The organism is Bacillus sp. JJ1764 (genome assembly GCF_036962145.1).
GTDB lineage: Bacteria > Bacillota > Bacilli > Bacillales > Cytobacillaceae > Neobacillus.
This window is the reverse complement of sequence record NZ_JBALNY010000237.1, coordinates 1-12,915: the sequence shown is the minus strand read 5'-3', so window position 1 is coordinate 12,915 and position 12,915 is coordinate 1. Positions and strand designations below refer to the sequence as shown.

Below are 12,915 nucleotides of genomic sequence, written 5' to 3'. Positions count from 1 at the left end.
GATACTGACCTTATAGAATGTTATACAAAACATAAATATATTTTATTAACTGTAGAGGTTTGCGGACTTACGAAATTGCAGCTTATTCAAAAATTGCAACAATACTCCATTTTGATGAATGGGTATGGAGAAAGACTGCTTGCCGATGATAAATTTACGACTTTTTGATGCGATTGCAGTGTTCAAAGAGGATAATAATCAAGGAGAACAAATATTTATAGATTTATTTTAAAATTTAGATTTAGAAAAGGAGAAATATTATGGAACAAACCATTATTCCTAAATCAATTGATGAATATATTTTACAATTTCCTCAAGAGATTCAAGAAATACTAAAAACATTGAGAAAGGTTATAAAAGAATCAGCACCAAATGCTGAGGAAAAAATAAGCTATCGAATGCCTACTTTTGTATTGGATGGAAATCTCGTTCATTTTGCTGCATTCAATAACCACATAGGGTTTTATCCAACTCCAAGTGGCATTAATACTTTTAAACATGAATTATCGGGATATAAGACCTCAAAAGGTGCAGTTCAATTCCCTATTGGAAAACCCATCCCTTATGAATTAATAAGTCAAATAGTAAAATTTAGAGTTGGTGAAAACAAAGGAAAGCGGAAGGTCAAATAAAAAAGAAGGAATAATTTGTTAGTTTTACAAGACATGTACTACTGATCTTTCACGATCTACGCTTTTCTTGAATAAGAAGGCGTCTTTAGGTAACGTCCGAAGACATTTAAGAGAGAACTTGTTAAGATGAAGGAAATATTGCGAATATTTAAACTTAAACAAAAGGGGAAAATGATGATTGGAGGACCCGTGTGCGATAATAGCGCAAGCACGGTTCTGTAAAGGGGAGAGGAGTACAATTTACCGTAAGGTGGCCTCTCCTTTTCTTATTGAGCTAAAGAGCAGAATATTTCAGAAGAAAAACTAGAAATATGGTGTTATCCTTAAATAGAAGTAGAAAACTAAAGGAGAGAAAAATGACAACAAAATTTGTTCACCATATTTGTATACAAACGAATAATTACGAAGAATCCTTAAAATTTTATAGGGATATTCTTGGTTTTGAATTAATCGAAGAATTTCCTAATTTCCATAATCGTTCCTATAACTCTTGGTTAAAATTAGGTGCATTCTATATGGAGCTTCAAACTGGTAAAATAGGTGAGAATCTTAATTATGTAAATCCAAAAACACAGGGGATCAATCATTTTTGTATATGGGTAGATGACTTAGTTAAAGAAGTCCAAACTATTAAACAATTGGGTTATGATTTTATACTGAAAAATGGAGAAGAAATTTATCAAGTGGAAAATGGCTATTTGTGTAAATTAATTGCACCTGAAGGTACAATAGTTGAACTAAGGGATAACAGAGGAATATAACCGATATACAAATAGTTTCTATTTAGTTCATAATCGGAAAAATTAACTTTCACTGTTATCAAATAGTCTGTGAAGAAATGCACTTAAAGGGAGCTTTGCTTTATCAAGGGGCAAGGCTCTTTTCATATTGAAGTAATGGGCAGCTTAACTTATAGAAGAAAATCAGGTCTGTCTCTTTGCTATACCTGGGCGCTTCACTATATTAAGTTAACAACCTACAAAAATGTTGGAAGTTTTATTTGAAATTATAGTGAACTTCAAATTAATATAGGATTCAGCCTGGTATAGCCAAATCCAAGGAATAGTTGGTGTATCTATTCCATCTCTGAATCAATCCTATATATACTACATCGTTTTTTCGAAATTCGTTTAAATATAATAAAATAACAAATGCTCTAGATTTTGAATCTAGAGCACTTTTTATTTTTAGTGTTTGTTCCTTTATTGGTAGTTTTTGCATTAATTCCCATCACAAAGGCTAACTGCCCTTGTTCTATAAATCAACTTTTTCTCGAAATATTTCTCGTATTTTATTTTTTTCACTTTCCAACTATCATACTCTTCACTATAGTTTTCAACAGCCTCATCTTCGGCATCTTTGTTGTCGATATTATATCTTCCAAGTGTATTAAACATAATACTATAATCACCATTTATATTTTTCTTTAAAAACAATAGGTAGGTCATATTCTTTTTCATCTCAGTGTAAGGTCCAGTTCTAACCTTTGTTTTTCCTTTTACTCTGTTTTCAATGATGCCAACCGCAGGTTCTACCACTTTAAAAACTGAATTTTTGTCAATGGTTACTTCCGAAGGTGCCTTTATAATCTTTTCGACATTAACCCTGGTTTCTGTATAGTAATCCTCCACGGTATTATCACCTGAGTATGTAACCCTATGTACTCTGTCTAAGAAATTATCAATAGGCGTACCAACAATGATTAAATCAGCATTATCTGCTAATTCTTCTTCAGAATTTAATTCTACATAGTTTGCTTCTAATGTGATAGTTTTGATATTTCCCTTTGAAGATTCCTGAATCGCAGGTTTTGTTGCTTTTTCTTCATTATACGTTTCTGAGTTATATGATTTAGCAAAGGTATAACATCCAAAAAACACCAATACTGCTAGTGGAATCGAAATAGAGAACTTTTTAATAGAAAACATAACGACAACCTCCCTTTTACCATTTCTCGCTAATTCGTTATAATCGTAAGTTTGAGCTCCTATTGCTTGTATCCCTTGGCGCATAACAGTTTTACCAGTATAAGAAGCAGGGTGCTTCATTTTAACGGTATGTCCAACTTCATGTGTGGCATTAGAGAATCTTTCTGTTGGAGTCATATTATAGTTAGACATAGTATTATGAAAAATTTTAACCCGTACAAATAACCAATTACTATCCATAGAAACATTATCCAAGTATCCATCAACTGGATATACTCTTCCTAATAGACCGGGTTCGCTTGTGGTCCCAACATAATACACATCTGCCCATGAATGAGCTGTTTTACCTAGGAATACGCCGGAATATCCGTTCCATTCGGCTCTAGCATTTTCGAATGTATCAAGATAGCGATATGTTGTTCCAGACCAGGTAAAAGTAGTATTGGGCACCGAACTATCAAACTTAACTCCATACCATTGTCTGGTGCAGGAATGAATGTCGGCTTTTGCATCGTACCCAAAAGAATTCCAAAATAAAAGCAATGCTAAGGTAAAAAAAAGGGTTGAAAGTTTTTTCATATTAACCAATTTTTTCCATTTGATAGATTCATATAACTTTTTTTGTCGTAATTTAATATCCATTTTTTAGCCAATTTGTAAAATAATATAATATAATCCATATTTAGGGGATTTATTTCTTTCGAAGTGATATAATTTAATAAATATCAAGGGGGGCTACTAATAAGGATATATATTATAACGATGGTTATTGTCTTATCATTCCTTATAGCAGGCTGCGGAAATTACAAACCTTCCAGTACAGATGTGGTAGAAACACATGGAAAGATTACGAATTATTCAAAGTTCAAGGAGTTTTTAGAAGATGTTACTAATGGTAAAAACGGAGAAGTCAGAGTAGTGTCTTACACAAATGAAGGAGACCCTATTTTACATGATTTGAAATATAACGGTAAAAACATCAAATCTACCCTTGATACAACAAGAGATGAGTTTGGAGAGCAAAAAGTCGATGTTACTACGTGCGAAGCAATTAAAAAAAATAAAGAAGATAATAAAATCGAATATCAATTATCTGGATGCAAAAATACTAAAAGAATGAATATAATCTTAACTGTACGGCAATAAGGTTTCAATGAACCTCAACCTGTCTTCCCGATTCTACTCCCTAAAATAATAAATGAAAATTTGATAATTTAATAAAAAATGCTCTAGATATTAATTCTAGAGCATTTCAAATTTGAACTGCTTTTTCACTCTCTTGAAAAATTCCACTTTTGATATTTTTTTAATGCGTGTGAGGTATCAGCTTCCAATGTTTGAGGCCGTCAAGTTTTTCCTGTCCAATTGAATTCCATACAGAATCTCCTTGGCTGTTAATTATTATTCATACAATCCATACCAGTTTCTTTTTTCATTTTAGCTACACAGTCTTTATGGACTTCTTTCAACTGTTTTTCACTTAAGTTAGGATTCTTTTCTTGCATCATAGGGAGCATATTTTTAAAATCTCCCACATTGCACTGAAGCTTGTTTGTTGCGGCCATGACTCCAGTTCCCAAACCAAGAAGTAAGAGCAAAGTAAAAGCACTAGTGACTAATTTCTTCTTCATTTACATTACCTCCGCATGTTATTTTTACCTACAATTTTATTTTACAACGGTTCTTATATACTCTACGGGGTAAATGTTACAAGATATTTAACTTTTAATCTTGCATGATATTATTTTCTTTTTTTCCCAACAGCACCAAGGAAAAGGACAAATTCATCATCTCCATCTAACCTTAATACATCATCAATCAGCTTTTGATCATAGATACCAATCGCACAAGCTCCAGCATCAATGGATTCACTTGCTAAGTAAAGATTTTGTGAAACATGTCCAATATCAATAAGAATTTTTTTATGGGCAGAAATGTCATACTTCCATTCTGAACGATAGGGAATGGTGCTCCATGCAAATACCACTGCGGCCTTCTTCGTAAAATTTGGCACAAAAGGCTGATCTAGAGTAATTGCATCAATTTTGTGATCTATTTCATCCAATTCAAACATAAATAAGAGTTTATGCTCTACCGGAAGATATCTATAGATTCCTTGTTGAATTCCTTCCACCCTCATAATGAATAAATAGGTTTCAAACGTATGTGTGGCGCCACTGCACGGTACAGTCCGAAGGGTATAACCAGCCTTATTGGTGCCAGAAATCCCTTGAGTAGCCCATAATAAATAAGATAACTCCTCAAGACTTAAGCTGTCCTCAGAATAAAATCGGGTACTCCTTCTTTCCTTCATACAATGATAAATATTTTCCGTTTTTAGGACCTCCTCGTTCACTTCCGGCAGATCAATAATACTGAGAGAGGAGGGATAAGGCTTAACTGTCGGTGGTTTTGGCAATCCTTTTATTTTATCTGTTTTAATCTGTTTAAATTCAAGAAAGTTAGACTTTAAAAAACTTCTTTGCTGTTCATATCGTCCCATGTTAGAACCTCCCATGATGTCATTGCTTCAATAATATACCCGTTTAGGTATATATTTCTGTGATATGTATCATAGTTACGTAATTGTTCACAAACTCCAAACAAACAAAAACGTAATGTTTACTTTCCATAAAAGGACTTGAATTAATGTTTTTACTGGGATAATATATAAGCAAATAGTTATATATTTATACATAATGGAGGAAATATATTGTTGCATTCAATAGTTGAATTAGAAAAAGCGGCAAATGTCCTAAAATTATTAGGTGATAAAACAAGATTAACAATGATGGCTATTTTAAAACAGCGAGAGTGCTGTGTTTGCGAATTCCAAGAAGTATTTGATACAAGCCAGCCATCCATCAGCCAACATTTACGAAAATTGAAAGATGCTGGGCTGGTGAAGGAAGAGAGAAGAGGCCAGTGGATTTATTATTCCCTGAACCTACAAAACGAGCTATATGGACTTCTTCTAGATATTTTGGAAAACGTTCCAAATCAAAACGATAAAATTAAACTGATTGAAGACAGCAATCCAACACTGCGATGTGGCTGCTAGATTAAATGTAAATAGGAAGTGAGAAATATGAGTAATTCAGAAAAGAAACGTCTCTCGTTCTTAGATCGATACTTAACCATTTGGATTTTTCTTGCAATGGCAATAGGTATTGGGCTGGGGTTTGTAGCTCCAGGATTTGTGGATCAAATGAACAGCTTGCAGGTAGGAACTACATCAATTCCGCTTGCAATCGGCTTAATTTTAATGATGTATCCTCCATTAGCGAAAGTGCGATATGAGGAAATTGGGCGAGTTTTTAAAGATGTAAAAGTCCTGGTATTGTCTCTTGTGCAAAACTGGATCATTGGACCTGTTCTTATGTTTTTACTAGCTATCATCTTTCTACCGGATAAACCAGAGTATATGGTTGGACTGATTATGATTGGCTTAGCCCGTTGTATTGCGATGGTCATTGTGTGGAATGATTTGGCTAAGGGAGATGTGGAATACGCTGCTGGCTTAGTGGCATTCAATTCTATCTTCCAAATGTTGTTTTTCTCTGTTTATGCCTATGTGTTTGTGACCATCATTCCTGGATGGTTAGGAATTCAGGGGGCAGTTGTAAACATTACGATGTTGGAAGTAGCCAAATCCGTATTTATCTATCTTGGAATCCCATTTTTTGCTGGAATGATTACCCGCTTCACGTTGGTAAAGGCAAAGGGGAGACAATGGTATGAAAAAGTGTTTATCCCTAAGATTAGCCCGATCACGTTAATTGCTTTATTATTTACCATTATCATCATGTTTTCTTTAAAAGGTGACGTCATTGTTAGCTTGCCATTAGATGTTGTTCGCGTTGCGATCCCATTATTTATTTACTTTATCATCATGTTCTTTGTTTCATTCTTTCTTGGAAGAAAGATCGGTGCGAGTTATCCAGTTACCACCACTCTTGCCTTTACAGCAGGAAGTAACAACTTTGAGTTAGCGATTGCTGTAGCCGTGGGAGTATTTGGGATCCATTCCGGTGCAGCATTTGCTGCTGTTATTGGCCCACTTGTAGAGGTACCTGTTATGATAGCCCTGGTTAATGTGGCCTTATGGTTTAAGAAAAAATATTTTTCAGAATCGAAATCCTAAAAAAGAGGCGGAGCTCAACATGGAAAACAAAAAGAAAATTTACTTCTTATGCACGGGTAATTCCTGCAGAAGTCAAATGGCTGAAGGATGGGCAAAAAAATACTTAAGTGATAGCTGGGAGATAAGAAGTGCAGGCATTGAAACTCACGGCTTGAACCCAAATGCAGTAAAAGCGATGAAAGAAGCTGGAATTGATATTTCTTATCAAACATCTGATCTTATTGATCCTGTCTATCTAAACAGCTCCGATTTAGTTGTGACCTTATGTGGGGACGCAGCTGATAAATGTCCCGTTACACCACCAAGTGTAAAAAGAGTACATTGGGGATTTGATGATCCGGCTAAAGCTCAAGGAAATGATGAAGAAAAATGGGCATTTTTTCAACGGGTTCGTGATGAAATTAGAGATCGAATTAAGCGATTTGCTGAAACGGGAGAGTAAGAAGGAAGTGAATAGCCAAGGGCATAAAATTCTCTTGGCTTTCAATTTAGTGTTTATTTAAGTAATTACTTATATTTTAGGAGGATGTCTAATGGGTAAAGTTGAAATCTTTGATCCTGCATTATGTTGTCCAACAGGTGTGTGCGGGCCAAGTGTTGATCCTGAATTAGCAAGGGTTGCAACTGCCATCTTTTTATTAGAGAAAAAAGGGTTTGATATTAAACGATATAACCTTGGAACTGAACCTGACAAATTTGTTGAGAATCCTGATGTAAACAAAGTCCTTCATGAGAAAGGTCCAGATTCCCTACCGATCATCTTAGTGGAAGGAACGATTGTCAAAATTGGTTCTTATCCAGCTAATGAAGAACTGGCTAATTGGTTTGGGGTTAATGCTGAGGAACTCATTGTAAAATCTAAGTCAGGTTTAACCATTGATCTAAATCCATTGAAATAAGAAAGAAGTGTGAAAACATGTTTCAATCTTTTGATACGAAATATGTAAGTAGAACAAAGTTTTTATTTTTTACCGGTAAGGGCGGAGTTGGAAAAACATCCACTGCTTGTGCTACAGCTGTATCCCTTGCAGACGAGGGCAAAAAGGTATTACTTGTTAGCACGGATCCTGCGTCAAACTTACAGGATGTATTAGAAATTGGGCTAACGAATACTCCAATGGCAATTCCCCATGTACCAAACCTATTTGCTTGTAACCTTGATCCAGAAGAAGCAGCAAGAACTTATCGAAACAGGATAATTGGGCCGTACCGGGGAAAGCTTCCAGATTCAGTGGTTGCGACAATGGAAGAACAAATGTCTGGAGCATGTACGGTTGAAATCGCTGCATTTGATGAATTTACAAATTTACTATCAGATTCATCAGTCGTTGATGCATATGATCATATCATTTTTGATACTGCTCCTACTGGCCACACTCTTCGCTTGCTTCAGTTACCGACAGCTTGGAGTGGATTTTTAAAGGGAAGCACTCATGGTGCTTCTTGTCTTGGACCTCTTTCAGGTTTATCTGAAAAGAAAAAGGTTTACTCTGCAACAATGAATGCTCTTTCTGATTCAACTAAGACTACATTAATTTTAGTAGCAAGGCCGGAAGAAACTTCTTTATTCGAAGCAGATCGTGCATCAAAAGAATTGAAGGAAATCGGTATTAAGAACCAAATTTTGATTATTAATGGATTCATGCAGTCCTTTCTGCCTGAAGATAAAATTTCCTCTTCATTTTATCAACGGCAACGGAATGCACTAAAGCAAATACCTACTGACTTAAAACGAGTTGTTACCTATTCATTGCCGTTTGTTTCCTATTCCTTGACAGGTGTAAAAAACCTGCGTTATTTATTTAAACAATCTACAATGCCAGACATACAACCAGATTTTGAAAGTGAGACCATCCCTCTTCCAGGGTTAAAGAAAGTGATTGAGGACTTTTCAGCCAACCACATCAAAGTCATTTTTACGATGGGTAAGGGAGGAGTCGGTAAAACTTCAATAGCCTCTGCCATAGCAGTCGGCTTAGCTGAAAAGGGGCATAAGGTTCACTTAACAACAACAGACCCTGCAGCCCATTTAGAGTTTATTTTTAAAGACAGTCAATGGAATGACAAATTAACCATCAGCCGTATTAATCCTAAGGAAGAAGTTGAGGCTTACAAGGCAGAGGTACTTTCAAGAGTAAGTAATGAACTCGATGAAGAAGCAATTGAGTATATTCAAGAAGATTTAAACTCACCTTGTACAGAAGAAATAGCCGTATTTCGCGCATTTGCAGAAGTAGTTGCAGGATCAAATAATGAATTTGTTGTGATTGATACTGCACCAACAGGACACACTTTGCTCTTATTAGATGCAGCACAGTCATACCATAAAGAATTAGCACGTTCAACAGGTGAGATACCTGAAAGTGTAAAAATGTTACTTCCACGATTAAGAAATTCAAAAGAAACAGGCGTTGTGATTGTAACGCTAGCAGAAGCAACCCCAGTTTTGGAAGCTAGTCGATTACAAGACGATTTAAAACGGGCAGACATTGTTCCAAGATGGTGGGTCATTAACCAAAGTCTTACTTTTACTGATACTAAAGATCCTGTATTGAAGGGGAGAGCACTGTCTGAAAACAATTGGATTTTAAAGGTTCATCATGAATTGGCAAAAAAATGTGCCATAGTCCCTCTTATGAGTGAAGAGAATAAAGGTTATGAATCATTAAAACGATATTATTTAGCAACAGTGCATTAAAGCTATTAAGTTACTCTTTGAGGAGATGAAAAAATGAATATCACAGATCAGGCACGTGATGTATTGAAACAGTTGCTTCAACTTCACGATGTCAAAAATATTCGAGTTTATTTTGCAGGTTTTAGCTGAGGAAAGCCACAAGTTGGACTGGCTCTGGATGAGCCAGATGAAAATGATAAAGTAGTCACCATAAATGAAGTTTTGGTAGCCATCGATTCTAACATTGAGCCATACACTGAAAATCTGGTCTTAGACTTTAATCAAGAGAAAAATGGACTTGTTTTATTAGGAAATGAAAGTGACTGTTGCTAAGACGAAGCCGTTATAGAAACAAGGGTCTGACACCGTCAGACCCCTGTTCCTTATTTACAGCAGCTATTTTTTGGATTTGCTTGTGGTTGATCCTTTACTTCCTCAATTTTAACCTCGCAGCATGTGCTTCCTTTTTTTTCAAATAGGCTTTTTAAAATACTCATAATAAATCTCTCCCTTTTAAATCATGTAAAATAGAAATCCCGATAGTGTAGACATGGTAAATACCGAAGCAACGAATGCAAAAACAAGTTTCTTTTTAAAGATGCTATTCAAGAGTGTTAATTCCGGCAAACTTGCACCTGCTGAACTAATCATTAGTGCCATAACAGGACCCATTGCCATCCCTTTTGCAATCATGATCTGGGAAATGGGAATCATAGTCGAAAGTCTAATGTATAGTGGAATCCCAATAATTGCTGCGATTGGAATCAGCCACCACTTATCACCTCCCATAAATGTTGAAATCCAACTTGTCGGAACCGCTTCATGAATAATAGCACCAATAAAGGCACCAACTAATAAATATGGATAAACAGTCTTCATTAGCTGCACAGTTTCCATTAAAGCTGCTTTGAGGTCCAATTTTTTATTCTTTTCATGAAAACCTGTAACGACAACATTTTTTATTTGTGATTCAAAACCAAACTTTTCTAAAGTGAAACCAATGATGACAGAGAGAATCGAAGTAATAACCGTATAAGTGGCCGCCACTTTAACACCTAGTACAGCTGTCATTAATGTAATGATGGTTGGATCCAAAACAGGAGATGCAAATAAAAAAATCATAACAATCCCAAATCGAACATTTTTGTTTAAAAGATTAACAACGACTGGGATAGTGGAACAGGAACAAAACGGCGTAATAAAAGCAAATCCCAGAGCGAAGAGAGCACTTACCATTGGATGACTTTTTTCCATTATTAGTTCCATCTTCTTATATGGTATAACACCTTGTAAGAGGCTGATTAGAAAAGAAATTCCAATGAACAATATGGTTAGCTCCATTGCGATTGATAAAAAACTATGAAACACCTCGGTCCACATAAGTAACCCCCTAATTTTTTAATTTAAATCTCACAGCATACTTCTCTCNNAAACAGAATTAACAAATTTCTGTATAATTTTGCCGCTTGAACACTTTTTGTAAATTTAATAGCACTCATGTCTTTTTCAATTTCTTCCTTCTTCCTTTCATAATAAGTTTTTAATTCTACTTCATTAAAAAGCATTTAAACCATCTCCTTTTTATTTGCAATTTGCAAGTATTGTGTTGAACGAAAAGAGCAAGAATTCTTGCTCATAATAATGGTTTACAACAAACAGTAGACTTTGACATGGCCTCATTTAGAAGCTTAACTGATTTTATCACCATATCCCGCTCGAACTCACTCATATTTGAAAATACTTCATCAAGATACTGGTTCATTTCTGCATCAATCTTTGCCGCAACATATTTACCTTGTGCAGTTAAAGATAGTTGATAGATTCGTCGATCCTCAGGAAGCGGGGTTTTTAAAACCAACTCCATTTTTACTAATGTTTGTATCTGCCTGCTAAACGTCGTTATATCCATCCCTAAAGTATCCGAGACCTGTTGCATCGAAGGTTTGTCACGGCGAAGCAGTTCATACAGGATATGACTTTGAACGAGCGATATGTCCGTTCCACCGACCTGACAGCAGTTTCTATTTAAAAGGCCAAATCGTCTCGTCATAACTTGGAACAATTCTCGAAGATTTTCCATCATTTTCACCTCTGATTTATTTATATACATTTTATTTGCAACTTGCAACCTTTTTCTTCCCAAATTAGAAAACTTTTTTTATAATGTTTATAGATTACATATTGGACTGGGGGATTAATATGAAACTTGAATTTCGAACGAGGCTAGCATCAATGTCTGACCTGAAATCGATCGTAAACATCTATAATCAAGGAATCGAAGACAGGATTGCGACATTGGAGGTAGATCCGAAAGATATGGAATATATGACTCAATGGTTCAACAATCATAATGGACGGTATGCGGTAACAGTAATTGAACAAAACAATGAAGTGGTTGGATGGGCTTCTTTAAATCCGTATTCTCATCGATGCGCATATGCTGGAGTTGCAGATTTATCTATCTATATTAGACGGGACTTTAGAGGGAAAGGAGCCGGCTCCATACTACTCAAGGAAGTGGAACAAATTGCTTTAAAAAATGATTTTTATAAAATCGTTTTATTTACATTTCCATTCAATAAACTTGGCCAAGGTCTTTATAGAAAGAGCGGATATAGAGAGGTGGGAGTTTTTAAGAACCAAGGCATATTAGATGGTCAATTTGTTGATGTCATGATAATGGAAAAGGTTTTTGATTAATTCCATATGTTCAAAATAAAAAGCTAGGATAATAGGCTTATCCTAGCTTTAAGGCTTTTTAGATTTCTGATCCTTCAGTATAGACAGCAATTAAAACTTTAGCAACATCATCTCCAATATTTTTAACAAAGTGAGGGACACTAGCACACCAGCTGAAGGTATCCCCCTGTTCTAAAATTGTGGAATCTTCTCCTTGTTCAGCAAGAATCTTCCCACTTAGAACCAAGTGGCATTCTTCACCTTCATGGGCATTTCTTCCTCCGGTAGAAGATCCAGGAGGAATTTCCACCAACCTAATGCTTAATCCGCCCCTGGCAGCGACATGCTCTACCTTTAAATTTGACTCCTTATAAGTCGTTACTACTCGTTCATTTTTCCTTACTACAGTCATGTGTTCGTCCTTTTCTAACAAAAGATAGGGAAGAGGAACCTTTAAAAATGCCGCAATTGTTTGTAACGTACTGATGGATGGAGACGTATTATTGTTCTCCACATTGCTAATAAACCCCTTTGATAGACCTGTTTCCTCGCACATTTGGGCAATCGTAATTTTTTTTCTATTTCGAATGGCACGAATTTTAGAACCGATATCCATGTTTATCACCTCAGATGGTTTTCTAATAGTAAACTTTAATTCATAATAACAAAAAATACGTTGACAATCTATATTTGCATTTGGTATTTTATAAAAGAACTAAAATTCATATAGGTAAACTTTATAAATCACAGGAGGTATTTTGAAATGGGAATTGAAATGATGTTTAAAATTCATCAGCCTAAATATATGAACCAGGCCAGTTTGAAATAAAAAATTGTATTATTTATCTTGAATTA

Annotated in this window: 15 protein-coding genes and 1 pseudogene; 10 read left to right on the top strand and 6 right to left on the bottom strand. The window is 35.3% G+C overall.

The window, feature by feature from the left end:
- Positions 1-12 precede the first annotated feature (12 nt).
- The 3 genes and pseudogenes from V7083_RS23170 to V7083_RS23160 all read left to right on the top strand — a co-directional run.
- Positions 13-162: pseudogene (locus V7083_RS23170) on the top strand (helicase); the annotation flags it as partial.
- 98 nt (positions 163-260) lie between these two features.
- Positions 261-632 carry an iron chaperone gene (locus V7083_RS23165; protein ID WP_335482510.1) on the top strand — a complete coding sequence of 124 codons (372 nt, stop codon included), beginning with the start codon at positions 261-263 and terminating at the stop codon, positions 630-632.
- 356 nt (positions 633-988) lie between these two features.
- A complete protein-coding gene (locus tag V7083_RS23160; RefSeq protein WP_335482509.1) occupies positions 989-1,393 on the top strand; it encodes a VOC family protein in 405 nt (134 codons plus the stop codon).
- A 459-nt stretch (positions 1,394-1,852) separates the two neighbouring features.
- On the opposite strand, the gene V7083_RS23155 is transcribed toward V7083_RS23160, so the two are convergent.
- Positions 1,853-3,202: a hypothetical protein gene (locus tag V7083_RS23155; RefSeq protein WP_335482508.1), complete on the bottom strand. Its 1,350-nt coding sequence runs from the start codon at positions 3,200-3,202 to the stop codon at positions 1,853-1,855.
- 120 nt (positions 3,203-3,322) lie between these two features.
- Here V7083_RS23155 and V7083_RS23150 point away from each other — a divergent pair, with 120 nt between their 5' ends.
- Positions 3,323-3,706, top strand: a complete 384-nt coding sequence (locus V7083_RS23150; protein WP_335482507.1) for a DUF4362 domain-containing protein — start codon at positions 3,323-3,325, stop codon at positions 3,704-3,706.
- A 248-nt stretch (positions 3,707-3,954) separates the two neighbouring features.
- On the opposite strand, the gene V7083_RS23145 is transcribed toward V7083_RS23150, so the two are convergent.
- Both V7083_RS23145 and V7083_RS23140 read right to left on the bottom strand, forming a co-directional pair.
- Positions 3,955-4,191 carry a hypothetical protein gene (locus V7083_RS23145; RefSeq protein ID WP_335482505.1) on the bottom strand — a complete coding sequence of 79 codons (237 nt, stop codon included), beginning with the start codon at positions 4,189-4,191 and terminating at the stop codon, positions 3,955-3,957.
- Between the two features lie 110 nt (positions 4,192-4,301).
- The gene (locus tag V7083_RS23140) at positions 4,302-5,063 is read right to left on the bottom strand and encodes a SagB/ThcOx family dehydrogenase (protein ID WP_335482503.1); all 762 of its coding nucleotides are present in this window, start codon (positions 5,061-5,063) and stop codon (positions 4,302-4,304) included.
- 210 nt (positions 5,064-5,273) lie between these two features.
- Between V7083_RS23140 and V7083_RS23135 the strand changes: the two genes are divergently transcribed.
- From V7083_RS23135 to arsA, 5 genes are all read left to right on the top strand, one after another.
- Entirely contained in the window at positions 5,274-5,621 is a 348-nt protein-coding gene (locus tag V7083_RS23135) for an ArsR/SmtB family transcription factor (RefSeq protein ID WP_335482501.1), read from the top strand.
- Between the two features lie 27 nt (positions 5,622-5,648).
- On the top strand, positions 5,649-6,704 hold the full coding sequence (arsB, locus tag V7083_RS23130; RefSeq protein ID WP_335482499.1) for an ACR3 family arsenite efflux transporter: 1,056 nt from the start codon (positions 5,649-5,651) through the stop codon (positions 6,702-6,704).
- A gap of 19 nt (positions 6,705-6,723) precedes the next feature.
- Positions 6,724-7,146: an arsenate reductase (thioredoxin) gene (gene arsC / locus V7083_RS23125; protein WP_335482498.1), complete on the top strand. Its 423-nt coding sequence runs from the start codon at positions 6,724-6,726 to the stop codon at positions 7,144-7,146.
- A gap of 91 nt (positions 7,147-7,237) precedes the next feature.
- Positions 7,238-7,603 carry an arsenite efflux transporter metallochaperone ArsD gene (gene arsD, locus V7083_RS23120; RefSeq protein WP_335482496.1) on the top strand — a complete coding sequence of 122 codons (366 nt, stop codon included), beginning with the start codon at positions 7,238-7,240 and terminating at the stop codon, positions 7,601-7,603.
- Between the two features lie 17 nt (positions 7,604-7,620).
- Entirely contained in the window at positions 7,621-9,402 is a 1,782-nt protein-coding gene (gene arsA, locus V7083_RS23115) for an arsenical pump-driving ATPase (protein ID WP_335482494.1), read from the top strand.
- Between the two features lie 492 nt (positions 9,403-9,894).
- On the opposite strand, the gene V7083_RS23110 is transcribed toward arsA, so the two are convergent.
- A complete protein-coding gene (locus V7083_RS23110) occupies positions 9,895-10,761 on the bottom strand; it encodes a permease (protein ID WP_335482493.1) in 867 nt (288 codons plus the stop codon).
- A gap of 253 nt (positions 10,762-11,014) precedes the next feature.
- Positions 11,015-11,461, bottom strand: coding sequence for a MarR family winged helix-turn-helix transcriptional regulator (locus V7083_RS23105; RefSeq protein ID WP_335482511.1), 447 nt, complete (start codon positions 11,459-11,461; stop codon positions 11,015-11,017).
- Positions 11,462-11,580: 119 nt separating this feature from the next.
- On the opposite strand from V7083_RS23105, the gene V7083_RS23100 reads away from it, so the two are divergent.
- The gene (locus tag V7083_RS23100) at positions 11,581-12,081 is read left to right on the top strand and encodes an arsinothricin resistance N-acetyltransferase ArsN1 family A (protein ID WP_335482491.1); all 501 of its coding nucleotides are present in this window, start codon (positions 11,581-11,583) and stop codon (positions 12,079-12,081) included.
- A gap of 58 nt (positions 12,082-12,139) precedes the next feature.
- Here the strand turns inward: V7083_RS23100 and V7083_RS23095 are convergent, their stop codons facing one another.
- On the bottom strand, positions 12,140-12,676 hold the full coding sequence (locus tag V7083_RS23095) for a helix-turn-helix domain-containing protein (protein WP_335482489.1): 537 nt from the start codon (positions 12,674-12,676) through the stop codon (positions 12,140-12,142).
- Between the last annotated feature and the right edge of the window lie 239 nt (positions 12,677-12,915).